This window comes from Pleomorphomonas sp. T1.2MG-36 (assembly GCF_950100655.1).
GTDB lineage: Bacteria > Pseudomonadota > Alphaproteobacteria > Rhizobiales > Pleomorphomonadaceae > Pleomorphomonas.
The window spans coordinates 926071-952541 of the sequence record NZ_CATNLY010000023.1 but is presented as its reverse complement, the minus strand read 5'-3'; the positions used below and the strand labels follow the sequence as shown (position 1 = coordinate 952541).

Here is a 26471-nt window from a genome sequence, read left to right as displayed (position 1 = left end):
TGCTGTATCGCTCGACGGACTGCCTCTGTCGTTGTGGCGCTGCCGTGTAGAACCTGGCCCATAGTGCATCCCTCCAAGCTTGGGAAAATAATGCACCATCAAAGCCTGGGATCAAACACCTAGGGCTTGGCGAGGGCGGCCCGGCTTGGACCGGAGCGCACGACGCATGGCAATTAGAACTTCCTCGTTCTCGGCGGGATTCTGAAAATGGAACAAACGATGAACTTTTCGTATGCCAGCTAAGCGACGGCGTAGCGTATTGGCGGCAAGCTCAGGAGCTTGGGCTGCAATGAAGGCGGCAAGCGCACCGGGCGAAGCTGGCAATGAGCAAAGGTTGTTGGCAACGCACCAACTGTCGAAGATCGCGAAATCAGACCGATAGCTTCGAAGTGTTTGTTCAGAGTATGCTCCTTCGAGGCGGTCTATGGCTTCGTGCCAAGTGAGCGCATTCGACGTGGCGACTTGGTTGGGGGCAGATAATTGATCCATTTGGCTTCTGATATGGTACCAAAAGAACCACTAATTCAAGTCCAATGATCACGGGGCTTCAAATTAGGGCGGCTCGAGCAGCGCTTCGTATGTCGTCTGCTGAGCTGGCTCGCTTGGCCGGCGTGGGACAACAGACTATCAAACGTTTTGAGCTCGTCGATGGGATCCCTCCAAGTCGATCAGCGACGCTTGTGGCGGTCCTGACGGCGCTTGAAGCTGCGGGGGTGGAGTTTGTTGGCTCCCCTGAAGACGCGCCGGGCATTCGCATACGAGATGCTGCCGATAGGTCGTAACAGCACCGATGCGGTCCGGTGGACTATGTATGTGCGGTATGCAGGCGGCTGGAGGGCGCTGATCTCCCTCAGTGGCGATGGCACAAACTTCTACCGCCGCGCGGACAAAATGTCCCCTTGCTGAGTATTCTGCAACTGCTTTCGGTAGCCGGAATGTTTGGGCAAATTTCCCTTGTTGATTCAAACAGCGGCTATGCTAAGCGTTCTCTGCCGCTCTATCCCGGATCATCCCGCTTTATCCCGGCAAATTGCGCGCAATACCGAACGTTCGCTAACTGTCATTATAGCACATGTCCGCTGCGCTAAGACCGTTATGATTGTCAGGGATGCCGGTGTGCTTTCGGATCGAACACTACCACCTATATCAGTTCCAGCCACGCGTAACCGACTTGGGACATGGCGAGGTAAGAGCACAGCTTGCATAGGTCACACCAAGGCGGTTACGGCACCCCATCCGACCTGCATTGCAACACTCGGCTCCTAAGCCGCGTACACCCTCACTCGCCAAGTGAACCATTCGTTGACGAAGAGGTTGCAATAGTACCTTTTCGCTACTTGAGGGACGGAGCATGTTTCCCCAGCATGGGCCGGTCTTTGAATGTCGGAAGCGGGCGCGCGCAGTGTAAGGTCACGGCATCAAACGCGCAGGCATGATGCTCTCTCACGGATGCGCTCGGGAGCGGGGTCTATGAAGTGTCCTCCGGTATTGCCGACAGAGGTGGAACGGCTGCAGGCCCTGTCCGAGTATGGGCTCGTCGATGAAAAGCCGCTGCTCAGTCTGGACTCCGTGGTCCGGATCGCGGCGCGCATGTTCGGTATGCCGGTTGCCGCAGTAAACATGATCGGAAGCGATCATGTTTTCTTCGCGGCCAGCATCGGCGTCGGCGAAGTCGACATGAGCCGCGATGTGTCCTTCTGTGCGCACGCCATCACCCAGGATGGCGTGATGGTCGTTCCGGATGCGACCTCCGACGAGCGGTTCCACGACAATCCCTTGGTGACCGGATCGGCCAACCTGCGCTTCTACGCGGGCGTGCCTCTGCTTTCCGCCGGCGGTTTGCCGCTGGGCGCGCTCTGCGTGATCGACAGCAAGCCGCATCAGGATTTCACTTCGGACGACATGAGCCGCCTGCGCGAACTGGCGAACATGGCGGCCGACAGGTTGGAGTTGCGGCGGATCGAAGTGTCCGCCGAGCGAGCCGTCCAGTCCGGTGGATTGAGGGATACGGCGGCCTATCAAGGCGACGCTGGGGAGCTTTACCGGCTGGCCAACTTCGACATGCTCACCGGGCTCGCCAACCGCGGTCAGTTTTTCCGCCAAGTGGAAGAGGCACTTGCGAAGCCGACCGCCGTTGCCGTGGTGATGATCGATCTCGACGGCTTCAAGGACATCAACGATACGCTCGGCCACGCCGTCGGCGATGGCATCCTGCGGGAGATCGTCTACCGCCTGGAAAGCTGCGTCAGGGATGCCGGCATCGTGGCGCGGATCGGTGGCGACGAGTTCGCAATCCTTTTGAACGGCGTCACCGATGCCCAAAAGGCTCTGATCGTTTCCAACGCCATAGGCGACGAGCTTGGCAAGCCGATCATGGTCGATGATCAGGAGATCCGTGTCGCGGCAAGTTGCGGCGTATCTCTTGCGCCTCTGCACACCAACAATCCTATCGAGCTGCTTGGCAACGCCGATCTCGCCCTTTTCAGGGCCAAGACGAACGGACGCGGCAGATCGCTGGTCTTCGAGCCGTCTCTTCGCATGGAGGCCACGGCGCGGCGTCTTTATGGCATGGAGATCCACCGGGCGGTCAAGCAAGGCGAGTTTCTCCTTGTCTATCAGCCCCAGATCCGCCTGTCCGACGGGGCGCTCACCGGGGCCGAGGCCCTGATCCGCTGGCGACATCCCACGCGCGGGCTGTTGAGCCCCGCGACTTTTCTGCCGGCTCTCGAACACGGTCCCCTGGCCCCGACGGTCGGGTCGTGGGTGCTCGACGAAGCCTGCGCCCAAGCCGCGCTCTGGCGGCGCAGCGGCATGAAGTTCTTTCGCATGGGCGTCAATCTGTTCGGGGCGCAGTTCCGGGTCGGCGATTTCGCCGAGGAAGTGATGGCAACCCTAGACAAGCATGGGTTGCCTCCGAGCTCTCTCGAGCTAGAGATCACCGAGAACATCGTGCTCGATCACGACGACTTCGTGTTGGAGACACTACAGGAACTGCGGCAACACGGGGTCGGCATCGCTTTCGACGATTTCGGAACGGGCTTTGCCTCGCTCAGTCTGTTGAAGCGCTATCCGCTGACGCGCATCAAGATCGACCGTTCCTTCATCGACGGCATGCTGGTCTCGGAAAAGGACGCTTCGGTGGTGCGGGCCATTCTCGACATGGCCAAGGCCTTCGATCTGGAAACGATTGCCGAGGGCATCGAGCGCGAACCCGAACGCGACAGCCTGCTGCGCCAGGGCTGCACCGAGGGGCAGGGATACCTGATCGGAAAGCCGATGCTCGCGACGCACTTCGCCGAGGCTTTCAACATCGTTCAACCAAGGCAAGCGCGGTCGCCCTATCGAGGCGAAAGTGCTCTGGCAATCCTGTCCGGATAATCGAGGGCGTCGTAGCCGCGAAGTCGGAGAAACGACACTAAACGGCGATCGCCGCGGCTTCCCTTGCCAGCTGCTCGATACGCGCCCAGTCGCCGGCCTTGACGGCATCGGCCGGAGCCACCCAGGAGCCGCCGACGCAGACGACGTTCTTCAGCTTGAGATAGTCGGTGGCGTTGTCGAGGCTGACGCCGCCGGTCGGGCAGAACACCATCTCGCCGAGCGGCGAGGCGAGCGCCTGCAAATACTTCGGTCCGCCGGCGGGACCGGCCGGGAAGAACTTGACGATGCGGTAGCCCTTGTCGCGTGCCACCATCGCCTCCGATGCCGTGGCGACGCCCGGCAGGAGCGGGACGTCGAGCTCGATCGCCGCGTCGAGCAGATCGGGCGTGGCGCCGGGGCTGACCAGGAACTTGGCGCCGGCCGCGACGGCGGCCTCGGCCTGGGCACGGTCGAGCACGGTGCCGGCACCGACCACGCCGCCGGGAATGGCGCTCATCGCCCGGATGGCGTCGAGCGCCGCCGGGGTGCGCAGCGTCACTTCCAGAGCCGGCAGGCCGCCCTTGACCAGCGCGGTGCCGAGCGGCACGGCATCTTCCGGGCGGTCGATGATCAGCACCGGAACCACCGGCGCGCGGCGGAGAACGGCGAGAAGGGCGGACGTGTCGAACATGAGTGCCTGTTCCGAAGGTTAGAGCAGATCCAGCAAAAGTGGGTACCGGTCTTGTGTCCGGAGCTGCGTGAAGACAAAGAGCTAGAGTGCGTTGGCAAACCTGGGTTTGCCGGACATGCTCTAGAGGGTGGCGAGGTCGGCGACGGCTGCGAAAGGTGCAAGAGCGCCACGGTGGCGGATCACCCGCGCCGCGATGGCATGGCCGAGCGTCGCGGCTTCGATTGGCGAGCGGCCGGCAAGGCGCGCGGCAATGTAGCCGCCGTTGAAGCTGTCACCGGCGCCGGTGGTGTCGATCGGTTGCACCTCGGTCCTTGCGGCAATGGTGGCGTCCGCGTCGCCCGCGACGCGCAGAAACACCGGGTCGGGTCCGTTCTTCACCGCAACCTCGCGAACGCCCAGGGCAGCAATGCGGTTCGCCGTATCGCCGGGCGACGCGTCGCCGTAAAGGTCGGCTTCGTCGGGGAAGGTCGGCAGTGCAATGGTCGCCGCCCTGTATCCGTCGGTCGTGACCCGCGCCATGGTCTCCCGATCGCCCCAGAGACGCGGCCGGATGTTGGGGTCGAACACCACCTCGCCGCCGTTCTTCCGGAAGTCCGTCAGGACGGACAACAATCTCGCCCGGTCCTCGGGTTCGAGAATGGCCAGCGTGATGCCGGAGAGATAGGCCGTGCCGACGCCGTCGAGCGCTCGTCTCAGGCGTTCGGTATCGGCGGCAAGACGCCGCGCGGCCGAGCTGTTTCGCCAATAGGTGAACGAGCGCTCGGCGCCGACGAGCGTGATGAGGTAGAGCCCCACGGTTCGGTCGTCGATCCTGGCTATCGAACCGGTGTCTATGCCGGCATCCGACAGGAAGCCGAGCATGGTCTCCGACAGCGCATCGGTTCCAACGGCCGACACGTAGCGCACCTTGCGCCCTACTTGGCTAACGAGCGCGCGGACATACCAGGCGGTGTTCAGCGTGTCGCCGGCAAAGCCCTGTCGGTAGAGACCGTCGCCGGTCGGCGACAGTTCCACCATGCATTCGCCAATGCTCGCGAAGTCTCCGGATGCTAGACCGGTTCTCACAGCGTGACCCCTGTTTTGAATATGACGATTTCCTTGATGTGGTTTGTTTCGTTTCTGGTTGGCTTTCCGGAGGCGATCTGGAGGACGGCATCTGCGAAGCTGTCGCGGAGGCCCTCGACGGTGGTCTGTCCGGTGGCGATGGGGCCGGCGTCGAAGTCGATCCAGTGCGGCTTGCGGGTGGCAAGGTCGGAGTTGGTGGCGATCTTCATGGTGGGGACGACGCCGCCGAGCGGCGTGCCGCGTCCGGTGGTGAACAGCACCATGTGACAGCCCGAGGCGGCGAGCGCGGTGACGGCGACGCCGTCGTTGCCCGGCGCCGACAGAAGGTTGAGGCCGGGCTTTGAGATCCTGCCGGTGTAGCCGACCACGTCGCGCACCGTGGAGAGGCCGGCCTTCTGCGTGCAGCCGAGCGACTTTTCTTCCAGCGTCGAGATGCCGCCCGCCTTGTTGCCCGGCGAGGGGTTCTCGTAGATCGGCTGGTTGTTGTCGACGTAGTAGCGCTTGAAGTCGTTGATCAGCGCCACCGTCTTGTCGAACACCTCGCGGCTTTCCGAGCGCTCCATGAGCAGCTGTTCGGCGCCGAACATCTCCGGCACCTCGGTCAGCACGGTGGTGCCGCCGATGCCGGTCAGCCAGTCCGAGAAGGCGCCGAGTAGCGGGTTGGCGGTGATGCCCGAGAAGCCGTCCGAGCCGCCGCACTTGAGACCGATGCGAAGGCGGTCGGCGCCGACCTCGGTCCGCCTGTCGCCGGCCATCTTCGCCGTCAGCTCGCGGCAGAGGGCCAGCGCCTCGGCCATCTCGTCGCCGGCCTCCTGGCTGGTCAGGAAGCGGACGCGATCGGGGTCGGGCAGCTCCAGGCCTTCCCGGAAGTAGGCCTTGGTGTTGTTCTCGCAGCCAAGACCGAGCACCAGCACGCCACCGGCATTGGGGTGCGCCACGTAGTTCTGCAGGATGCCGCGCGTGTTGGCGAGGTCGTCGCCGAGCTGCGAGCAGCCATAGGGGTGGGAGAGGACGGTGACGCTGGAGCCCTCGGGCAGCATGCCCTCCTTCTCCACCGCCTTGGCGATGTTGTCGGCAAGGCCGTTGATGCAGCCGACCAGCGGCACGATGTAGAGGTCGTTGCGGATGCCGATGTCGCCGTTCACTCGCTCGTAGGCCGATATCGTCGGCACCGGGCCGCCGTTCTGGGGGCGGGCCGAGACATTGCCGGCGTATTGATAGTCGAGGATGTCGCCGAGCGCGGTCTTGAGATTGTGGACGTGGACATGCGCGCCCTTGGGAACCGTCTCGCGGGCAAGGCCGATCACCGCGCCGTATTTGATCACCTTGTCGCCGGCGGCGATGTCCTTCAGGGCGAACTTGTGCGCCTGCGGCACGTCGTCGCGGAGCGTGAGACCGAAGGCGGGGATGTCGGTGCCCTTGGCGAGCGGTTCGAGGGCGACGGCGACGCTGTCATCGGGGTGGATCTTGAGAACGCGCGGCATGGCTCTCATCCTGAAGTCTGAGGCAAGGGAACCGGCGCCACGACAGCGCCGGTCTTTGACATATGGGGACAGGGCATCGCCCCATCAGATAGGCTCGTTCAGCGGGCGTCGATCAGCTGGCCCAGCCGCTCGATGCTCATCGGTGCGGCGGTGAGGTCGGCGACGTCGGCGAGGACGGCTGTCCTGAGCGCCGGCGTGTCGATCGACCGGCCCCAGAAGGCGCTCTCGCCGAGATAGGCCGCAACCATCGCCTCGCGACCCTTGGGAGTGCCGTCGTCGAGCGCGCCGATCGCCTTGACCCTGGCGATGATGTCGGCACTGTCGCGCGGCGGATAGGCCTCCGAACCGTTGAAGCGGCCGAGGTAGAACACCAGCCAGGAGGCGAGCGCCAGCGTCATCAAGGGCGCCGGCTTGCCGTGGCGGTCGATGTAGGCGAGGAGCCGGTCGAGGTCGCGCGTCTGGTACTTGACGAGGCCGTTGAGCGAGATGTCGTACCAGAGGTGGCGGATGTAGGGATTGGCAAAGCGCCTCAGCACCGCATCGGCGAAGGCTTGCAGTTCGTCCCGGGGCAGGCTCAGGAAGGGGATGACCTCCTCGTTGAGCAGCCGGTCGAGGAACTTCGCCCCCACCTTGGTGGTCACCGCCTCGCCCACCGTCGCAACGCCGGAGATCAGGCTCAGGGCGCAGAGCGCGGTGTGGGCGCCGTTGAGGATCGCCACCTTGCGCGCCTTGTAGGGCGTGGCGTCGGGCACGACGATGGTGTCGGGATCGTGGGTGGCCAGCGGCAGGCGCAGCTCCGGCTGGCCGGGCTGGCGCTCGATGACGAAGAAGTGGAACAGCTCGCCGGTGGTCATGAAGCGGTCGGTGTAACCGAGCTCCCGCTCGATCGCCTCGGCATCGGCGCGTGGGTAGCCCGGCACGATGCGGTCGACCAGCGTGTTGTAGAAGGCGTTGGCCTCCTTCACCCAGGCGATGAAGGCGGCCTCCAGCCCCCACTCCTCGGCGTGGCGCAGCACGATGCGGCGGAGTTCGTCGCCATTGTGGTCGATCAGCTCGCAGGCGATCATCTGCCAGCCGGCATCAGGCTTGCCGCCGAAGGCTTTCCAGCGCTCGTGCAGGAGGCGCGTCATCTTGCCCGGGAAGGAGGCCTGCGGGGCGTCGGCGTACTTGACCGTCGGCACATAGGCGATGCCGGCGTCGGTGGTGTTGGAGATGACGACGGTGATCTCCGGATCGCGGGCGAGAGCCAGCACCTCGGTCCAGTGCTGGTGGGCGCCGATCTCCTTCAAGACCGAGCCGACGACGCGGGCTTCCGACACCTTGGAGCCGTCGTCGGCGACGCCGCGCGACAGCACGGTGTAGAGCCCGTCCTGCTCGTTCAGCCAGTGCGGGTTGCCCTCGGCGATCGGCCGGACGATGACGACGCCCCAGTCGAGGCCGCCGGCCTCGTTCATGCGGTCGATCTTCCAGTCGACGAAGGCGCGCAGGAAGTTGCCTTCGCCCCATTGCAGGATGCGGGTTCGCGGCCGGGGGCGGCCGTTGAGGGCGGATGCGTCGATGCTGTTCATGATGATGTCCTCGCCCTCAGCACTCGATCAGGATCTTCAGCGTCGAGGCGCGGGCTTCTGTCCAATAGGGCAGGGCCTTGTCGGCGTCCTTGAAGGGGAACACCTTGGAGATCAGGTCGTCGGGGGCATGGTCGAGCCCCTCGAGATAGGCGATCACCGCCTTGAAGTCGTCGATGGTGGCGTTGCGGGAGCCGTGGATGTCGAGCTCCTTCATGTTGAAGTACTTGGTGTCGTAGGTGACCGGCGCCTTGGAGTAGCCGATGTAGACGATCCTGCCGGCAAAGCAGGCGAGGTCGACGGCCTGGGTGAAGGTGGCCGGCAGGCCGACCGCCTCGATCACCACGTCGGCGCCGTCGCCGCCGGTCAGCTCGTTGACGCGCGCCACCACGTCGTCCTTGCCGGCGTCGATGGCGTGCCTGGCGCCGTACTTCAGCGCCATGGCCGTCTTGTCGCCGAGATCGACGGCGATCACCTCGGCGCCGCGCGCCACCGCGCCGGCCACCGCGCCCATGCCGATCATGCCGCAGCCGATCACCACCACGCGGTCGCCCGCCTCGACGCGGCCACGGTCCACCGCGTGGAAGCCCACCGACAGCGGCTCGACCAGCGCCAGATGGCGCGGCGCGAGCGTGTCGTTGAGGATCAGCTTGCCGTAGGGCAGCACGATCTTCTCGGCGAGGCCGCCTTCCTGTTGGACGCCCAGCGTCCGGTTGTAGCGGCAGGCGTTGACGCGGCCCTTGCGGCAGGACGAGCAGGTGCCGCAGGCCGTGTACGGCACGACGATGACCCGCTTGCCCGGCGCGTACTCGGCCGGCACGTCCACTCCGGTGCAGACGATCTCCGCCCCGATCTCGTGGCCGGGAATGCGCGGCAGGCTCACCAGCGGATTGAGGCCGGAGAAGGTGTTGAGGTCGCTGCCGCACAGACCGACGTGCTTCACCGCAACCACAACCTCGCCACCCCCCGCAACCGGCTCCGCGATCTCGTGAAACGAACTCAATCCACTGCCGTCGATCTTCAGTGCTAGCATGGGAACTGTCCTCTTGTCTGTTCGCGGTATCGAGCGCCGGTCAAGTCGCCTGGCCGTCCCTGTCCCGCCAATGGTTGGTCCGAAGCGGCTGGCCGACGATGCCCGTCAGGGATGACAAGGCCGAAGGCAGCCACGAATTGGTTCGTCCCGCTTCCACGTCACAGATCCAACGACCGTTTCCAGAACAGGAAATCGTGCTGCTGGAGCTGATCGGCGCGGGTTGGGAGACGGCCGCTGGCGACGTCGATCATCATCTCGATGAGATCGGAGGCGTTATCCTCGGGCGAGGCGCCGGCTATGACGGGGCCGCAGTCGAAATCGATCATGTCCGGCAGCCGGGTGGCAACGGCGCTGTTGGTGGCGATCTTGATCACCGGGGCGATGGCGTTGCCGGTCGGCGTTCCTAGGCCGGTCGAAAACAGCACGAGCGTAGCGCCCGCCGCGACCTGCCCGGTGACGGCGATCAGGTCGTTGCCGGGGGTGCAAAGCAGCGTCAGGCCACTGTCGGCCATCGGCTCGCCATAGTCGGCCACGGCGACGACAGGCGCCGTGCCGGCCTTTCGGGCTGCCCCGCAGGACTTGATGGCATCGGTGATGAGACCATCCTCGATGTTGCCCCAACTCGGATTGTCGGAAATCGACGTTCCGCATCGGTTGGCAGCCGCTTCGTAGTCGCGCATCAGCGCGAGGAAACGGGCGCGATCTTCCGGCCGCGCGCAACGGGCGGCAATGGCGCCCTCGGCGCCGCAGAGTTCGGGAAACTCCGCCAGCACCGAAGCGCCGCCAAGGGCGACAAGCCTGTCGGAGACGAGGCCGATGACGGGGTTGGCTGAAATGCCGGGGAAACCGTCCGAGCCGCCGCATTTGACGGCGATCCTCAGCTTTGCCAGCGGAGCGGGCGTCCGCTCGATGCCGTCGGCAACGGCCAGTGCCTCGAGCGTTTGCCGCAAGGCGTCTTCCATCATCGCCGCCTCCGACGCCCAGTCCTGCTGGCGGTAGAACAGCGCCGGCTTGGCAAAGGCGGGATTGCGCCGGTGAAGAGCCTCCCGAAACGTGGAGGCTTGCGACTTCTCGCAGCCCAGGCTGAAGACGGTTATGCCGGCCACGTTGGGATGGTCGGCATAGGCGGCGAGCACCTCGCACAGAGCCTCGCAATCGGAAGCGGCGCCGCCGCAGCCGCTTGTCACGTCGATCGCCCTGATGCCGTCGATATTGGAGAAGCGACGGCCGGCCTGGGCGCCGCTCGCGCCTCCGGTTAGCTGCCGCGCGATGGCCTCCAGGCGATCATCCCGGTAGCCGAGCGCGGCGGACAAGGTATCCGCCAGTTTGCGGGCGTTCCTGTTGGCGCAGAACACCAGCGGCAGCACCAGCCAGTGGTTGGCCGTCCCGACCCTGCCGTCCGGCCGTTGGTAGCCGTCGAAGGTTCGGGTCGCAAGGCCGGAGACGTCGGGGGGCTGCCAGAGATAGGGCGACGGTTCGTCGTCCGGTACATCGGCGGCAGCGTGCCGGATGTTGGCGGTGGTCACCGGCTCGCCGCGCCCGATCGGTTGCGTGGCCTGGCCGACGATGGTGCCATAGAGCACGGCGGCGTCACCCGGACGAAGATCCTGCGCTGCGAACTTGTGCTTTGCCCGCACGGCGGCCGCGATGCGAAAGCGTTCGCCGGATCCCTCGACCTCTTCGCCGCTCGCCAGATCGGTCAGGGCGACGATGAGGTTGTCGGCAGGGTCGATCCGCAGGATCTTGCGCATGGCTCTCCCCGTCCGCTCAGCCGCGCTCGGCCAGAGCCAAGGCGAGGGCGATGATGGCGCCCTTGGCGATGAGCTGGATGTCGATCGACACGTTGAGGATGTTCATGCCGTTGTTCATGATGCCCAGGAACATCACGCCGAGCACCGTCCGGGCGACCGATCCGTTGCCACCCATCAGGCTGGTGCCTCCAAGGACGACCGAGGCGATCACGTCGAGTTCGGTACCGAACTCGCCATAGGTGGCCGACGCCGTGTGGACCTGCGACGACTGGATGATGCCGGCGAGCGCCGCTCCGAAGGCCGAGATGGCATAGAGCGACATCTTGGTGATGCGGGTGCGGTGGCCGCTCAGGAAGGCGGCACGCTCGTTCTCGCCGATGGCGGCGACGCAGATGCCGATCGGCGTCATCTTCTGAAGGAAGACCACCAGCAGGGAAACCGCCACGAACAGATAGATCGAGAAGGGAATGCCGGCGATCGACCCCGTGCCGATGAAGGTGAATCCGGGCTGGTCGCGGATGCTGTGCAGATCGGGACCGCCGAGCAACAGCGCGGAGCCGCGAACGATGGACAGCATGGCGAGCGTGACGATGATCGGCGGCAGTCCCAGGAAGGCGATGACCGCACCGTTGAGAAGGCCGACGAGGACGCCTGCTGCCAGTCCGGCCGCCAGGACGAGCGGCAGGGGATAGCCGGCCTCCATGGCGAAGAAGGAGACGACGCCGGACAGGGCGAGCACCGGTCCGACCGACAGGTCGATACCGCCCGTCATGATGACGAAGGTCATGCAGGTGGCCATGATGCCGACCATGGCAACCTGGCGAACGATGCCGACGAGGTTGTCGGGCGACAGGAAGGCGGGCTCGATCACCGAGAAGACCACGACGAAGGCCGCGATGGCGATGGTCAGCGCATGCGGGGCCAGACGGGTGGCGATGTTGGGGGAGAGGGCGCTCATCATTCGGCTCCGATTTCGGCCACCACCTGGGCCATGCTCATGTCGGTGGCGTCGTGGATCGACCGCAGTCGCCCCGAAACCATGATGCCGATGCGGTCGGCGACGGTCATCACTTCCTCAAGGTCGGAGGAAACCACCAGGACGGCGGCGCCCCGGTCACGTTCGGCGCGCAGGATGGAATAGATCTCAGCCTTGGCGCCGACATCGACGCCGACGGTCGGCTCGTCGAGGATGATCACCTTGGGGCCGAGGCGCAGCCATTTGCCGACCAGCACCTTCTGCTGGTTGCCGCCGGACAGCTGGCGGACCAGCTTGCGCCCGTCTGCCGGCTTGACGCTGAGATCATCGATCGAGCGGCGCGAAGCCGCCTCGATGCCACGACGATCGAGCAGGAACAGGCGGCGGAAGCGGTCGAGCGTCGTCATGACGAGGTTTTCCGTCACCGTCATGCCGAGCATCAGGCCGTCGCGATGGCGATCCTCGGGCACGAACCCGACGCCGCAGGCCATGGCATCGCCCGGCGCGCGGAAACTGACCGGCTTGCCGTCGACCTCGACGGTGCCGGCGTCCCGCGGCTCCGAGCCGAAGATGGCGTGCATGAGTTCGGTTCGCTTGGAGCCGATGAGACCGGTGATGCAGAGGATTTCGCCGCCGTAGAGATCGAAGCTCACGTCGCGGAACATGCCGCGGCGGCTCAGTCCCTTGACCGACAGGCGGACGTCGCCGTTGCCGCGCGGATGGCGGGCCTCGCCGGCCGCCGCCGAGCTTTCGCGCGCCAGACGGTCGCCGACCATCAGCTCGATCACCTTGGCGCGGGTCATGTCGGCGACGTCGGCCTCGGCGATGACCCGACCGTCGCGCATGATGGTCATGGTGTCGCAGACGGTGAAGATCTCATCGAGCATGTGACTGATGTAGACGATGCCGACGCCGCGACTCTTGAGGAGACGTATGGTGTCGTGCAGGCGACGCACGTCGGAAGCGGCGAGCCAGCCGGTCGGCTCGTCCATCAGAAGCACCTTGGCGTCGAGCGCCAGCGCCTTAACGATCTCCACTTCCTTCTGTTTCACCGTCGGCAGTTCGCCGACCGTGGCGTCGAGATCGAGATCGATGCAATAGCGCTTGAGCAGTTCCTCCGCCTCGCGCCGCTGCGCCTTGACGTCGACGAGACCGAAGCGACGGGTCGGCTGGCGGCCGAGGAAGATGTTGTCGAGCACGCTCAGTGCCGGCGCCATGTTCGAATGCTGGTAGATGCATCCGATGCCGTGGCGGATCATCTCTTCCGGCCGGCCGAGCGGCAGTTCGACGCCGTCGAGCGTCACGCTGCCCGACGTGGGCATGATCGCACCGGTCAGAACCTTGATCAGGGTTGACTTTCCGGCGCCGTTGGAGCCGATGAGAGCCCTGACTTCACCACGCATCACGCGGAAGTCGGCGTGATCGAGGGCGACGAGGTTACCATAGACCTTGGTCAGGCCATGCGCGTCGAGGAGCTGGGCGGCGCTGGCGTTCACGTTGGCTGCTGCGGGCATCTCAAGCCTCCTCGGCGAGGTTGGCGGCTAGGCGCTTCTGCCGGCGGACGGCGAGGAAGCGGTCGTGGCCGACGGCGATCAGCAGGATGACGCCGGTGAGAATCTGCTGGACGAACTGGGAAATGCCGAGCAGCGTCAGGCCGATCAGCACCATGCCGAGCAGGAAGGTGCCGATCACCGGACCGGCGAGGCCGCCGATGCCGCCCGACAGGCTGACGCCGCCGATCACCGCCGCCGCGATCGCGCTCATTTCCATGCCCATGCCGAGCGATTCCGTCGTCGTCGACAGGCGGGCGATCATCAGCAGGGCGGCAAGCCCGGCGCAGAAGCCGCAGATCGCGTAGGCGGTGATGATCGTGCGGCCGACATTGATTCCGGCGAGGCGGGCCGCCTCGGCATTGCCGCCGACGGTGTAGATGTCGCGGCCGAAGCGGGTGCGGCCGAGCATGACGCCGAACACGACGAGCGTCGCGATCATGATGAAGAAGGACAAGGGAACCCAGGGCATTTCGACCAGTGACGACAGGCCGGTCGCCGACCCGATGTCGAAATAGGTGTCGAGCCCCATGATCCATGGGTCGCTGAGCGGCGTCGTCGACAGCTCGGGCACCAGCTGTCGCCCGGAAATCGCATAGACGAGGCCGCGATAGGCGGCGAGCGTCGATAGCGTGGCGATGAAGGGCTGGAGGCGCAGCTTGACGATCAGGGCGCCGTTGATCGCGCCGCAGAGTGTTGCCACCGCGAGGGTGATCGGGATGGCGACATAGCCGGGCACGTCGAACATCAGCGTCAGGTCGAAGGCGACCATGCCGGCCAGTGCGAGAGTGGCGCCCACGGACAGATCGATGCCGCGCAGCAGGATGGGGAAGGACTCGCCTATGGCGAGGATCGCAATGAACGAGAATCCCGCCATGAGATCCTCGAAGTTGCTTGCCGTCGCAAAGTTGGGTGCGAACGTGCAAAAGAACGCCAGCACTGCCAGGAAGAACAGGACTACGGCGATGAATGCGGATTGGACACGCATTGCGGACCTATCGATCGGGTTTTGCTTCAGCTTTGCTGACGGGTGGCGCGCTCGGCTCTGAAGATGGCCGGCTGCCCGGCGGGGCGATCCGCCGCCGACGGACCAGCGATGGACCGCGGACGGGCGGCCGATCGCATGGCGCTCGGTCTATGCGGATCCGGGAAGCCTAGGCCACCCGGATCGCGTCTGGAAGTGCGGCTTGCCGCTTACCAGCGCTGCGACGGCTGGATCTGACCGACCGTCTCCTTGGTGGCGATCACGAAGGGCATCAGGAGTTTGCCCTGCTGCTCGAACGCCTTGGCGGTGACGAGGCCGGAGGTCAGCACCGTGGCCGCGGCGGCGGCGAAACGGCCCTGCTGGAACACGTCGGTGTACTGCGTGCCGGTCAGTTCGCCGGCCTCGATCGACGCCAGCGCGTCCTTCTCGCCGTCGTTGCCGAAGATCACCATCTTGCCGATGAGCCCCTTTTCCTTGGCGACATCGACCGCGCCGAGCGCCATCGAGTCGTTGACGCCGTAGACGCCGGCGAGGTTGGGGTTGGCGGCCAGGATGGTGGAAAGCACGTCCTGGGCCTTCTTGCGCGACCAGTCGGCGACCTGATCAGCGACGATGCGGATGTCCGGATGGTACTTCTTGAGGCCGTCGACGAAGCCATTCGTGCGCTGGTCGCGGATGATGATGCCCGGGGGTGCGTTGAGGATGGCGACATCACCCTTGCCGCCGAGCTTCTCGCCCATCACCTTGGCGATTTCCATGGCGCCGTAGTAGTGGTTCATTTCCACGTGGGCCGCGTGGGCTTCGGTGGCGTCGATGTTGAGCGTGATGACGATGATGCCCTTGCGCTTGGCCTTCTTGATCGACGGGGCGAGCGCCACGCTGTCGCTCGGCTGCAGGAAGATCACCTTGGTATCGTTGTTGATCAGCGTGTCCATCAGGCTGACCTGAACCTCGACCTTGTTCTGGCCGTCGAGCTGCGTGTAGTCGACGGTCTGCTGGGTGCTCAGCACTTCCTCGATGCCCTTCGACCAGCCGGCCGAAACCGTGTGCGGCTGAATCTGCAGGAAGGCCATCTTCACCCGCTCGTCGGCGCGGGCGGCGCTGATGCCGACGACGCCGGTGACCGGGTCGATGCCGGCCATCAGGCCGGTGGCGGCGCCCGTCAGGGCAGCCGAGCCCAGGGCCATGGACTTCAGGATGGTGCGGCGATCGGCCAAGAGCTTGCTTTCGTCTTTCTGGGTCATGTCTCTCTCCCTAGTCTCGTTCTTGCCTTGAAGGTCCTCAACGCGCGGGACGCTCGGCGCCGCGCACCGCCGTATAGACGGCATAGACGGACGTCGATGCCGTGATGAACAGTCGATTGTTCTTGGGGCCACCGAAGCACAGGTTGGCCACGGTCTCCGGCACGTGGATGATGCCGAGAGGGCAACCGTCCGGGGCGAAGATCTCGACGCCGCGCGCCGAGGAAACCCAGAGGTTGCCGTATTCGTCGAGGCGCAGGCCGTCGGGCACTCCCTCCTCGATGGTGATCAGCGTCTTGCCCTCGCCGACCTGCCAGTCGCTTCCGAGCGGAAACGCCATGACGTGGTGAAAACCCGCCGCGTCGTGGGACGCCGAACTGTCGGCGACATAGAGCGTCCGCTCGTCGAGCGACAGGGCAAGCCCGTTCGGCTTCAACATCGAACGGATCTTCGCCTCGACCTTTCCCGTCGCGGGATCGGCGCGATAGACGAAGCACCCGTCCTGTTCGGATGGCGAGCGCTTGCCCTCGTAGTCGGTCATGATGCCGTAGGTCGGGTCGGTGAACCAGACGCCGCCGTCGGACGCGACGATCACGTCGTTGGGCGAGTTGAGCCGCCGCCCCTCGAAGGCATCGGCGATGACCGTGCGCCGGCCGTCCAGCTCGAAGCGGACGACCGAACGCGTCAGGTGCTCACAGGCCACAAGGCGCCCTTGCGGGTCGATCGTGTGGCCATTGCAGTTGTTGGCCGCGTGATCGAGTACGCGGACACCAAGGTCGGGAATCCACTGGTACATCCTGCCGCGCGGAATGTCCGACCAGATGAGGAAATCGCCCGTTGGAAAATAGGCGGGCCCCTCGGTCCACAGGTGCCCGGTACTCAGTGTCTCGAGAGGGCTGCTCGGCAGCACGAGCTGCCACAGACGCTCGTCGAGCGCGGTTATGCGTTGCTGGCTCATCGGCGCATTGGCTCTTGTATTTGCGTTTTCCTCACTGTCATTGAAGCAGAGATAAAAGGAGCGAGACAGCGCAGGTCCCACCTCCATTTTGCGGGAACCCGCAAAACTAGACGCGCTTTCGCGCTGGTTTCGCGTGCGGTCTGCGCCGACAATCGAGCCGTTCATGCAAGAGGCAGCCATGCTGAGTCGCACCCCGTTCGATCTGCAACGCATCATGGCGGTCCTGAAGTCCATCACCGGGCAGCTCGACCTCAAATGCGTGGTCCAGTCGGTTTCGACGGCGGTGATCGACATCCTGCCGCACGATCATATCGACGTGGCGCTGATGAATGCCGACCGCACCATCGTTTCCACCTACGAGGCGGGGCTGCATACCGAGTGGGATATCGAATCGCGCGGAACGCGATCCGTCGCCGTCAGTCCCATCCGCGCCCTTTTCATGGGGGAGGTCGATAGCATCATCACCCCCGATGCCCAGGCCGATCCCCGTTTCCACTTTGAAGGCGCTTGGTCCAAGCCAATCTTCGATGCCGGCCTGCGCGGCCGCCTGCACGTGCCGGTTCTGGTCGAGGGGCGGATCATCGGCGCGCTGTCCTTCTCCACCCAGGTGCCCGATACCTACAGCGAGGCCGATCTCGACAACGCGCGGATCGTCGCCGACATCCTTGCCGCCTACATGTTCGCCCTTCAGCAGAGCGAGCTGGCCAGCCGGCGGGAGATTAAGCGGGTGGAGGCGGAGGCCCGCGCCGAGGGGCTGCGCATCGGCGCGCGTCACCTGACCGAGGAGCTGGAAAACGCCCGGCAGGCCATCGGCATGGATCTGCATGACCAGACGCTGGCCGATCTCTCGCGCATCTCCCGCAACCTGAAGCGCCTGGAAAGCAAGGCGAACCTCCGGGGCAGCGAGTTGCAGCCGATCCAGGACGACATCTCGCACTGCCTCACCGAACTCAGGGTCATCATCGACAACGCCCGGCCCTCGGTGCTGCAGTTCTTCGGGTTTTCCGAAGCCATCGAAGCGGTTCTGGACCGGTATGCCCGCGCCTCCGCCAAGCCGCTCGTCTGCCGCTTGTTGGACGAGGGTTGCGAGGCGATCGACGCCTTGCCGACCAATACGCAGGTCGCGCTCTATCGCATCGTCCAGGAGGCCATCAACAATGCCGGTCGGCACTCCGGCGCCTCGACGATCGAGGTTCAGGTCTTCTCCAACGCCGCCGGCATTCGCATTACGGTCGTCGACGATGGCTGCGGCCTGCCCCAGATGCCGGGCAAGCGAACCGGGGGGCTTGCCAACATGCGGACCCGCGCGTCGCTGATCGAGGCCGAACTGACCGTGACGTCCGGTGCCGAAGGCGTCGGAACGCAGTTGAGCATAACCATTCCGCTAGCCCGGCCACAGGAGTCGGCGCGCAATCGGGAGGCAGAATGAGCACCTATCTGATCGCCGAGGACGATGTGCTGCATCGCGGTTTTCTGCGCGAGGTCATGGCGCTCGGCGAGATTGACTGCGAGCAGGTCATCGAGGCGGAGAACGGCGAGGATGCCATCCGTCTCGCCCATGAGCACGAGCTCAAGGGCGTCATCCTCGATTTGCAGATGCCCAAGAAGACCGGGGTTCAGGCAGCGAAGGCGATCTGGGCAGAAAACCCGGCGATGCCGATCATCTTCTGGTCCAACTATGCCGACGAGGCCTACGTTCGCGGCGTCGCCCGCATCGTGCCGTCCGGCGCGACCTACGGCTACCTGCTGAAAACCGCGTCCAAGGATCGGCTGAGGCGGGCGATCCAGTGCGTCTTCGTCGAAGGGCAGAACATCATCGACCGCGAGGTACGCGGTCTTCAGAAGCGCGGCCAGAAGGGGTCGGACGAACTGACCGAGGTCGAGTACGAGATCCTGCTCGATATTGCCATCGGCCTCACCGACCAGGCGATCGCCGCGCGCCGCAACATGTCGATGCGCTCGGTGCAGGGGCGACTTCAGCAGCTCTATGCCAAGCTGGGGCTTGCATCCCTTCCCCTGATGCCGGATGGGCGCGCCGTCTTCAACAGCCGCTCGCGCGCTGTGGCGATGGCTCTTTCCAGCCGGATCATCAATTCCAAGACGATCGAGATCGCCGAGTCCGAGTACCAGCAGGACCCGGAGCGCGGCCTCCGGTCGCCTGGCGGCTATCCGCGTTGAGTGGAAGGTCGCCAAGCGATCCGTGGGTCGGCGCGGGAATGGTCGCGTCCCGGTCCGACGTGACGCTGCAAGAAATCTGCACGAAAATCCTGAAACGCTGCTGAAGCTCGCCCAGGTTTCTGCGACCCGACATGCGACGACGGGGCATGTCGATCCGTGTCCGCTTCCGCCCCCATTTTGCCGAACCGCTCCCCGACCGCCTCGCTCATGACGCGTGGTGGCTTGCCGGGTCGACATCCGACGACGAGGCCTCGCCGCACCGTTCCGCTCCTTTGCCGCGCAAGGTGAAGGCGGCCCCTGCAGCGGTGGCCCGTTCGAGTATCGATGCTCCCACCCGGAACCGCCGATCATGACCTTCCCCATTGCCGACCGCCATGTCGGCCCCGCACTGTGGTTCAAGCAGCGCGCTGTCGTCCTTGTCCTGTTGGTGGCGATTGCCGACCTGCTCTTTTACGACAGGCCGGCGGCCGGTCTGCCGACCGCGCTCTTTCTTGGTTTGCTTTTCACCGTCACCGCTGTTTTCAACCGGCTCCACTCGTCGATGGGCGTGCGCCTCGCCGCTCTTGCCCTGGTCGTTGCTGCGGTCGCCGCGTTGGCCGCCGATGCCGATCCGCTCTCCGTTCCGCTCGTCATCTGCCTGTCGGCAGCAGGCGCCGTGCTGCTGGTTCATGGCGGCATCGGCTGGGCGGCGGTTGCCGGGCTCGCCGCATGGATACCTTTCGGCGGATGGCTTCGCTTCATCTCGGATATCGAGCGCGTTCGGCGGGCGGCATGTCGGCGTGCCCGTCCGCGCTTCGATGTATTCGGATGGGTCGTGACGGTCGGTCTGTCGCTGTTCTTTCTCCTTGTCTTTCTCACTGCCAACCCGGTGATCGAGCGATGGGCCGCCTTGATGAGGCCGGACCGGCTGATGCTGGTCGACGGGCCGCGCATCGTCTTCTGGCTGGCCATGGCCATGATGATCTGGCCGCTTCTGCATCTGGTGCGGAGCCGGCTTGCCGTGACGCTGCCATTCGGATGGCCTGTCGCGAATGGACGCTGGTCGGGCTTTCTGGGCCAGGCCGCCATTCGGCGCTCGCTCGTCTCCTTCAATCTGCTGTTCGCCCTTCAGACGTTGACCGATGCCGGCTACCTCTGGGGCGGTGCAGATTTGCCAGATGGCATGACCCACGCCGAATATGCCCATCGCGGCGCCTACCCGCTGATGGCCGCGGCAATGGTGGCCGCCGCTTTCGTGCTGGTGGCGCTTCGCGGCAGTCCGGACGAGCGGCAGTCGCGATCCCTGAAGCCACTTCTGCTGATGTTCGTCGGCCAAGGTCTCGTCCTGATCGTCTCCTCCATGCTGCGCCTCGATCTCTATGTGGAAGCCTACTCGTTGACGCTGTGGCGGGTGGCGGCCTTCGTCTGGATGGGACTCGTCGCCTTCGGCTTCCTCACCATCCTCGTGCGCATCTTTGCCGGACACTCGACGCGGTGGCTGTTGAGCGCCAACGTCGGCGCGGCCATCCTTACCCTTTGGGTCTGCTGCTTCGTGGATTTTGCCGGTCTGGTCACCGGTTTCAACATCGCCCACTCGCGCGAGGCGACCGGTGAAGGGCCAGAGCTCGATCTCACCTACATCGCTCTCGCCTTCGGTCCGCGCGCCATACCGGCGCTCGACGCTCGGCGGGATTTGCTGGCCGGCCACGGCAAGTACTGGGTCGGCCACTTCGAAGGTGCCTGGACCGGCGTCTCCCTCGACGACTGGCGCGATCGGGCCGCCGATCAGCTGCTTGCAGGGCAACAGACCTGGCGCACCTGGAGCTTTGCAGATTGGCGGCTCAGGCGTTATCTGTCCGAGGCGCCTCGATGGACCGCTTCCCAACCCCGGTGATCTCGTCATGCAGCCTGCTTTTATTCTGGTGGTCGATGACGATCCCGCCATCCGCTCGGTGATCACCTTCGCCTTGGAAAAGGCCGGCCATCGAACGCACGCCGCCGGCGACGGACGGACCGCCCTCTCCCTGTTTCTCAGGGAGGCTCCCGATCTCGTCGTCCTCGACATCGGCATGCCGGAGATGGACGGATTCGCCGCCTGCCGCGAAATCCGCAAGACCAGCGAGGTCCCGATCCTGTTCCTGTCGGCTCGCGACGAGGAAATCGACCGGGTGCTCGGGCTTGAACTCGGCGGCGACGACTACGTCACCAAGCCCTTCTCGCCACGCGAACTGGTGGCGCGCGTCGCCGCCATTCTGAAACGCAGTCGCGGGTCCGGCGCCTCCGACGTTCGCTGCCTCGCTCGGGGCGTTGTCTCGCTCGATCCCGACGGACATCGTACCATGGTTGGCGAGCGTTCTGTGGCTCTCACCGCCCAGGAGTTCGCCATCCTTCGGGCGCTGATGAGCCGGCCGAACCAGGTGTTCGACCGCGAGCGGATCCTGGAGGAGGCCTGGTCGGACGCCATTCACGTATCGGACCGCACCGTCGACAGCCACATCCGCAACATCCGCGCCAAGCTTGGCGCTGCCGGCTGTGCGTCGGTCATCGAAACGGTGCACGGCGTCGGCTTCCGGCTCGGCCCCTGCGTGGCAGCATCGTGAGCGCGACGGCGCCGCGCGTGCGGCAAAAGTGGAGACCGCGGCTTGGTCTCGTGATCGCCTGCGTCCTGATGCTGGTGGCCTCTCTTCCGCTCGGCAGTGTCATCTTCTTTCGCATCTACGACAATCAACTGATCCGCCAGACCGAAGGCGAGCTGATCGCCCAGAGTGCCGCCGTCGCCGCGCGGATCGGTGTCGAGCTGGCTGACAATCCACCTCCCGGCCTGCGGCTTGGGCCGGTCGTTCGGGTGGGGACGCCGGACGTGGACGGTCTCGCTCCCGTCTTGCCCCGCCTCGATCTCGCGGCCGATACGGTTTTGCCTCAGCGGCCGGACGCAACGCCCGTCGCCGGTCCGTCGCCCCTTGCCGATCTCGGCTTTCGCCTTGCCCCCGAATTGATGGCCATCCGGGCGACGACCCTTGCCGGCTTCCGTATCCTCGACGCTGACGGAGTGGTCGTGGCCGGTGGCGAGGAGGTCGGGAAGTCGCTGGCGAGCTTGCCGGAGGTGGCGGCCGCGTTGGCGGGAGAGTACCGGGCGGTGCTGCGGCAGCGCAATTCCAAGCGCTCGATACCCGCGCTCGACTCGATCAGCCGAGGGGCGGACATCCGCGTGTTCGTCGCTCTGCCGGTTGCCGTCGACGGGCGCGTGGCAGCCGTCGTCTATGCGTCGCGCACGCCGGCTAACGCGCTCAAGCAACTCTACCAGGAGCGTCACAAGGCCGGGCTCGCCCTGTTGAGCGTACTGGCCGCGACGTCGGTCATCGGCTTCGTCTTCCATCGGACCATCATTCGGCCGGTACGGGCTCTGATCGCGCGCACCACGGCGATCGCCGATGGAGACCGCGACGCGCTGAAGCCCCTCGATCACCATGGCACGGCCGAGTTCGCTCGGCTCTCGCAAAGCCTTCTCGATATGGCGGCCGGTTTGGCCGCCCGTTCGGAGTATGTGGCAACCTTTGCCGCCCATGTTTCCCATGAGCTGAAGTCGCCGCTGACGGCCATTTCCGGCGCTGCCGAGTTGCTCGTCGACGATGTCGCCGAACCGACCATGACACCGGCCCAACGGCTGGAGTTCCTCGTTGGAATCCAGAACAATGCCGACCGTCTCGGCGCCTTGGTGGCTCGTCTTCGCGATTTTGCCCGTGCCGAGACGATGCCCATCGTCGGCACCTGCCGGCCAGCCGACGTGATCGACGCCCTTCGCGAAGGGCGACCGGCATTGAAGTTCAAGGTGGAGGGCGATCCCGACCGACGCGTCGCCATGTCGTCGGAAACGCTGGCACTGGTTCTTTGCCACCTCGTCGACAACGCCATCCGGGCCGGGGCTGCCCATGTCGTCATCTCGACAATGTCCGAGGGGCGACGGGTGATCGTGTCCGTGACCGACGATGGTCCCGGCATCTCGCCGGCCAACAGGGGGCGTGTCTTCGATCCGTTCTTCACCACGCGCCGGGCCGACGGCGGCACCGGCATGGGGCTTTCCATTGCGCGCGCCATGGTGGCGACCCACAAGGGTAGCCTGGAGCTTGCCGACAGCGAGAGGGGAGCCGCCTTCCGCCTTGATCTGCCTGCCGCCGACGCCACGAGCTGACTATCGGTGACGGTTCGCGGACAACCGCCCCTGCCGGGCCGGGCGAGGAACCTTGTACGAGATGGTGGTCGCCCACCGGTCTCCGTCTCGCCGGAACCCCATCCGCTTCGTAGCATGCCGCTTGTCAGGCGGCGGCCAGTTGCTCGGCGAACGCGCCGACCTCCTGATTGAGGTCCTCGGCACGGCGCGCAAGATCGTGGGCGAGATTGGTCAGCCGACCGGCCGACGTGCCCGTCAGGTCGACGGCGGCAGCCACTTCGCCGATATTCTCGGTGACCGCGCCGGCGCCGGCGGCGGCACGCTGGCAATTGACGGCGATCTCGCGGGTCGCGACACCCTGTTGCTCGACGGCGGCCGAGATGGCCTGGGTGATGTCGCCCAGCGAGCGAACGGTGTTGACGATGCGGGAGATGGCATCGACCGAGGTCGAGGTCTGGGTCTGGATTTCGACGATTTTCTGCGAGATGTCGGCGGTGGCCTTGGCGGTTTGCGAAGCGAGCTGCTTCACCTCAGACGCCACGACCGCGAATCCCTTGCCTGCCTCGCCGGCCCGTGCCGCCTCGATAGTGGCATTGAGCGCCAGAAGATTGGTTTGTTCGGCGATCGCCGAGATCAGGCTGACGACGTCGCCGATTTTCTCGGCCGCTGCCGACAATGCGCCGATGCTTTGTTCGGACAGCGTTGCGTCATTGGCAGCAGTGGCGGCGACCTCGGCCGACTTGCGAACCTGGCCGGCGATCTCGCCGATGGAGGCCGCCAGTTCTTCCGTCGCCGAGGCGACGGTATTGACGTTGACCGATGCCTCCTCGGCTGCGGTGTTCACCACATCCGTGCGGTCGGCCGAGTGTCGCGCATTGGCCGAAAGGCCTTCGGCGGCGGTGTTCACTTCGCCCGACGACGCGGTGAAGGCCCCGGCCAGCGCGGTCATCCGATCCGTGAAGACCGACACCAGCTTTATGCGGCGGTCGGCGGCATGGATCGCCTCGGCGCTTTGGCCTTCTCTTTCGAGCCGCATGCGCTCGGCCTCGGCAAGGCCGTCGCGGAAAACGGCGAAACTCTTCGCCATGGCGCCGATTTCGTTCCGCAAAGCGGCATAGGGGATTTCGATATCGAACCGGCCGGTCTCGATATCACCCAGAACACCGGTAAGGCGCGTCAGTTGCCGGGAGATCGAGCGGGTGACGACATAGGCAAGCACGCCGGCAACCGCCAAAATCAAGGCGATGATGGCGAGGTTGCCGTAAAAGGCCCACCTGAGGCCACTGAGGCGGTCGTCGAGAAGAGTGCCCACTTCGACCTCCGTCTGATGCCAGAGCGCCAGCGTCTCGGTGCGCAGCGCCGCCTTGGCGTCGGCGACGCCAGCGTTGAGATCCTTGGGAAACTTGCCGGTAGCCAGTGTCTGCACGGCCGGTCTGAGCTTGTCGGCAAACGCCTCCGCCGCCTTGGCGAGGCTGGTCGCCTTGGTCTTGAGATCGGCGGCCTTCGCATCGGATAGCCCGGACAAGCCGGTCTGGAAGTCGTAGGCGAGGGTGGTGGCGCTATTGTCGATGTCGTGCAGCGCGCTGACGATATCGATGCGTTGCTGCGGCGTGATGAAACCCTTGGTACGGTTGGCGAGATCGAAGAGATCGCCGAGGTTGCTGGAGGCCATCAAGAGGGTCGGCATCTGCAGGGTCGCCGCGTCGATCAGATAGTAGCTGGATGCCTTCGGATCGAGCGTCAGCTCCGACGCATTGCGCACCAGGTTGAGCAACTCCAGGCCGGTCACCTTGGCTTCGTTGCCGCGCCCCACTTCGGCCGCGGCGAGGAAGTCCTTCGAAAGCTTCTCCGTGCCATGCAGGCCATCATAGGCCGTCGCGGCCTCGGCATAGGTCTTGCGCAAATCGGCAACCGGTTGCGACATGGCGGCGCCCGGTGCCCGCTCTTCGACGAGCAGCGCTTCCCACAGGGCAAAGCCCAGCCGGTAATGCTCCATGCCCTTCTTCTCGGCCGCCGTCTGCCGGCTTTGCTCCCGCGACTGTTCGAAGAACATCGTGCCGAAAGTAAGAACCGGAATGATCATGACGCCACAGATCAGGGCAATGCGGGAAATGATGCGCAGACGATCGAACATGAAACCTCCGGCCAAACTTCCGAGGTGCCGGTTTCTCCGCCTGGCACCGGCGCGAGAACGATCCGACGGTGGGGGCGAAACCGCCGAACATCCACCAATGGCAAGTAGTCAAGCTGAACTATAAACCCTGTATTTTAGTTAAGCCGGAGCCGATGTTATTTCTGTTTTTTGCAGTCTCGTTCGATACAATTCGGACAACTGAGATCCGTGCGTATTGTCGGAAATAACATTCGTGATCTCTCGGATTTACTGCGCCTGGGCGGATCGATGTTGCGCCGTCCGCGCATTTCGCCTGACGGGACGCAGGTGTGTCTCCGCTAGCCGGGGTCCGGCCCGAAAAGCTCGGCCTCCAGCGGCGATCGGCTGCGGTCGATTCCGATCCGTGCATGATGGTCGGCAGACCATGTTGGCCGTCTGTCATGGCTGAGCTGGGCGCATGCCCATGGCGGCCCGCGGCAAAGCCCCGGCGCCACAAGAAAGAGAAATAATGAGAATGGCTTGATTGCGATAATGGCGGAGAAGGAGGGATTCGAACCCTCGATAGGGTTGCCCCTATACACGCGTTCCAGGCGTGCGCCTTAAACCACTCGGCCACCTCTCCACACGGCCGGCACCCCGGCTCGTGGCCGCGCACTATAACGATGTTCGGTCGGAGCGCAAGAGGGTATGCGGCTTAAAGAATAAGTCCGCGCCGAAGGTTCTGAAGATTGAGCTAACTAGCTGAATTAACGTGGATTTGAGTAGGCAGAGCGCGATGAAAAGCCGCAAAGGGACACGCGACGACAAGCGGTCGTCCGTCGTCACGCACCATTGCGGCCGATTCCCTAGTTGCTCGTCACGCCCACTGTCGCGAAGCCGGCGACTGCTGGCTGTCGATCGCCTGCCGGACGCTGTCGATACGACGCATCAGCTCGCCGGAGATTCGAGTCTGCAGGGCGTTGAGCACCGTATCGGTGACGGCACGGCGATCGGCCTTGCGCTCGACCAGTGCCGGATCGCGCAGGGGCCAGCGCAGCGTCGCATACTCGGCGAGACGGGCGCAGTCGGGCTCGGTCCAGGTCACGGTGGCAAGATCGACTACGATATGCGGTCGAAGGCCACCCGGCAGGGCGAATATGGCCCATGACTTCGGTTCCAGGCCATCGGTCGGTATGACGCGCAGCGTGAGTGCCTGCGCGGCTTCCGGCAGCAGGGCCGTGGCTGGTCGGCTGCCGGCGCTGAAGGCGCGGATGCGCGTGTCACCGCGCTGGTTGAGCAGCGCTTCGGCCATCAGGCTGGTCGCGCTGTTGGTTTCGCACAGAAACAGCACATCGACGGTCTGCATCCTGAACATGCCCCTGACGCTCGGAGGTGTCA

Annotated in this window: 21 protein-coding genes and 1 tRNA gene; 7 read left to right on the top strand and 15 right to left on the bottom strand. The window is 65.0% G+C overall.

What is annotated here, in order from left to right; genetic code table 11:
• Window positions 1-111: 111 nt before the first annotated feature.
• Entirely contained in the window at window positions 112-489 is a 378-nt protein-coding gene (locus QQZ18_RS23830) for a site-specific integrase (protein WP_446728655.1), read from the bottom strand.
• 44 nt (window positions 490-533) lie between these two features.
• On the opposite strand from QQZ18_RS23830, the gene QQZ18_RS15750 reads away from it, so the two are divergent.
• Window positions 534-782 (top strand): helix-turn-helix domain-containing protein, encoded by a 249-nt coding sequence (locus QQZ18_RS15750; RefSeq protein WP_284541862.1) that lies wholly within the window; start codon window positions 534-536, stop codon window positions 780-782.
• Window positions 783-1470: 688 nt separating this feature from the next.
• Complete coding sequence (locus tag QQZ18_RS15745) at window positions 1471-3378, top strand: putative bifunctional diguanylate cyclase/phosphodiesterase (RefSeq protein WP_284541861.1); 1908 nt, start codon at window positions 1471-1473, stop codon at window positions 3376-3378.
• A 37-nt stretch (window positions 3379-3415) separates the two neighbouring features.
• Here QQZ18_RS15745 and eda read toward each other — a convergent pair whose 3' ends face one another.
• The 11 genes from eda to QQZ18_RS15690 all read right to left on the bottom strand — a co-directional run bounded on the left by eda (window position 3416) and on the right by QQZ18_RS15690 (window position 16656).
• Window positions 3416-4048: a bifunctional 4-hydroxy-2-oxoglutarate aldolase/2-dehydro-3-deoxy-phosphogluconate aldolase gene (eda, locus tag QQZ18_RS15740; RefSeq protein ID WP_284541860.1), complete on the bottom strand. Its 633-nt coding sequence runs from the start codon at window positions 4046-4048 to the stop codon at window positions 3416-3418.
• A 120-nt stretch (window positions 4049-4168) separates the two neighbouring features.
• Entirely contained in the window at window positions 4169-5113 is a 945-nt protein-coding gene (locus QQZ18_RS15735) for a sugar kinase (protein WP_284541859.1), read from the bottom strand.
• Window positions 5110-6597: a UxaA family hydrolase gene (locus tag QQZ18_RS15730; protein ID WP_284541858.1), complete on the bottom strand. Its 1488-nt coding sequence runs from the start codon at window positions 6595-6597 to the stop codon at window positions 5110-5112. Before QQZ18_RS15730 ends, QQZ18_RS15735 begins: the two co-directional genes overlap by 4 nt.
• Before the next feature lie 98 nt (window positions 6598-6695).
• A complete protein-coding gene (locus QQZ18_RS15725) occupies window positions 6696-8165 on the bottom strand; it encodes a tagaturonate reductase (protein ID WP_284541857.1) in 1470 nt (489 codons plus the stop codon).
• A gap of 16 nt (window positions 8166-8181) precedes the next feature.
• Window positions 8182-9195 carry a zinc-binding alcohol dehydrogenase family protein gene (locus QQZ18_RS15720; protein ID WP_284541856.1) on the bottom strand — a complete coding sequence of 338 codons (1014 nt, stop codon included), beginning with the start codon at window positions 9193-9195 and terminating at the stop codon, window positions 8182-8184.
• Between the two features lie 158 nt (window positions 9196-9353).
• Window positions 9354-10946 (bottom strand): UxaA family hydrolase, encoded by a 1593-nt coding sequence (locus QQZ18_RS15715; protein WP_284541855.1) that lies wholly within the window; start codon window positions 10944-10946, stop codon window positions 9354-9356.
• Window positions 10947-10962: 16 nt separating this feature from the next.
• Window positions 10963-11904 (bottom strand): ABC transporter permease, encoded by a 942-nt coding sequence (locus tag QQZ18_RS15710; RefSeq protein WP_284541854.1) that lies wholly within the window; start codon window positions 11902-11904, stop codon window positions 10963-10965.
• Window positions 11904-13436, bottom strand: coding sequence for a sugar ABC transporter ATP-binding protein (locus QQZ18_RS15705; RefSeq protein ID WP_284541853.1), 1533 nt, complete (start codon window positions 13434-13436; stop codon window positions 11904-11906). The genes QQZ18_RS15710 and QQZ18_RS15705 overlap by 1 nt, the downstream gene beginning before the upstream one ends.
• Window position 13437: 1 nt before the next feature.
• Window positions 13438-14460, bottom strand: a complete 1023-nt coding sequence (locus QQZ18_RS15700) for an ABC transporter permease (RefSeq protein ID WP_284541852.1) — start codon at window positions 14458-14460, stop codon at window positions 13438-13440.
• Between the two features lie 206 nt (window positions 14461-14666).
• Window positions 14667-15701, bottom strand: a complete 1035-nt coding sequence (locus tag QQZ18_RS15695) for a sugar ABC transporter substrate-binding protein (protein WP_284541851.1) — start codon at window positions 15699-15701, stop codon at window positions 14667-14669.
• A 37-nt stretch (window positions 15702-15738) separates the two neighbouring features.
• On the bottom strand, window positions 15739-16656 hold the full coding sequence (locus QQZ18_RS15690) for an SMP-30/gluconolactonase/LRE family protein (RefSeq protein ID WP_284541850.1): 918 nt from the start codon (window positions 16654-16656) through the stop codon (window positions 15739-15741).
• Between the two features lie 178 nt (window positions 16657-16834).
• On the opposite strand from QQZ18_RS15690, the gene QQZ18_RS15685 reads away from it, so the two are divergent.
• The 5 genes from QQZ18_RS15685 (at window position 16835) to QQZ18_RS15665 (ending at window position 23002) form a co-directional block, all read left to right on the top strand.
• Window positions 16835-18085, top strand: coding sequence for a GAF domain-containing sensor histidine kinase (locus QQZ18_RS15685; protein ID WP_284541849.1), 1251 nt, complete (start codon window positions 16835-16837; stop codon window positions 18083-18085).
• A complete protein-coding gene (locus QQZ18_RS15680) occupies window positions 18082-18834 on the top strand; it encodes a response regulator transcription factor (RefSeq protein WP_284541848.1) in 753 nt (250 codons plus the stop codon). Before QQZ18_RS15685 ends, QQZ18_RS15680 begins: the two co-directional genes overlap by 4 nt.
• 349 nt (window positions 18835-19183) lie before the next feature.
• Window positions 19184-20707, top strand: coding sequence for a DUF4153 domain-containing protein (locus tag QQZ18_RS15675; protein ID WP_284541847.1), 1524 nt, complete (start codon window positions 19184-19186; stop codon window positions 20705-20707).
• A gap of 7 nt (window positions 20708-20714) precedes the next feature.
• Complete coding sequence (locus QQZ18_RS15670) at window positions 20715-21413, top strand: response regulator transcription factor (protein WP_284541846.1); 699 nt, start codon at window positions 20715-20717, stop codon at window positions 21411-21413.
• 50 nt (window positions 21414-21463) lie between these two features.
• Window positions 21464-23002, top strand: a complete 1539-nt coding sequence (locus tag QQZ18_RS15665; RefSeq protein ID WP_342398926.1) for a sensor histidine kinase — start codon at window positions 21464-21466, stop codon at window positions 23000-23002.
• Between the two features lie 124 nt (window positions 23003-23126).
• Here the strand turns inward: QQZ18_RS15665 and QQZ18_RS15660 are convergent, their stop codons facing one another.
• From QQZ18_RS15660 to QQZ18_RS15650, 3 genes are all read right to left on the bottom strand, one after another.
• Window positions 23127-25115, bottom strand: coding sequence for a methyl-accepting chemotaxis protein (locus QQZ18_RS15660; protein WP_284541845.1), 1989 nt, complete (start codon window positions 25113-25115; stop codon window positions 23127-23129).
• A 511-nt stretch (window positions 25116-25626) separates the two neighbouring features.
• Window positions 25627-25716, bottom strand: a tRNA-Ser gene (locus QQZ18_RS15655).
• A gap of 234 nt (window positions 25717-25950) precedes the next feature.
• A complete protein-coding gene (locus QQZ18_RS15650; RefSeq protein ID WP_284541844.1) occupies window positions 25951-26439 on the bottom strand; it encodes an arsenate reductase/protein-tyrosine-phosphatase family protein in 489 nt (162 codons plus the stop codon).
• Window positions 26440-26471: the final 32 nt, after the last annotated feature.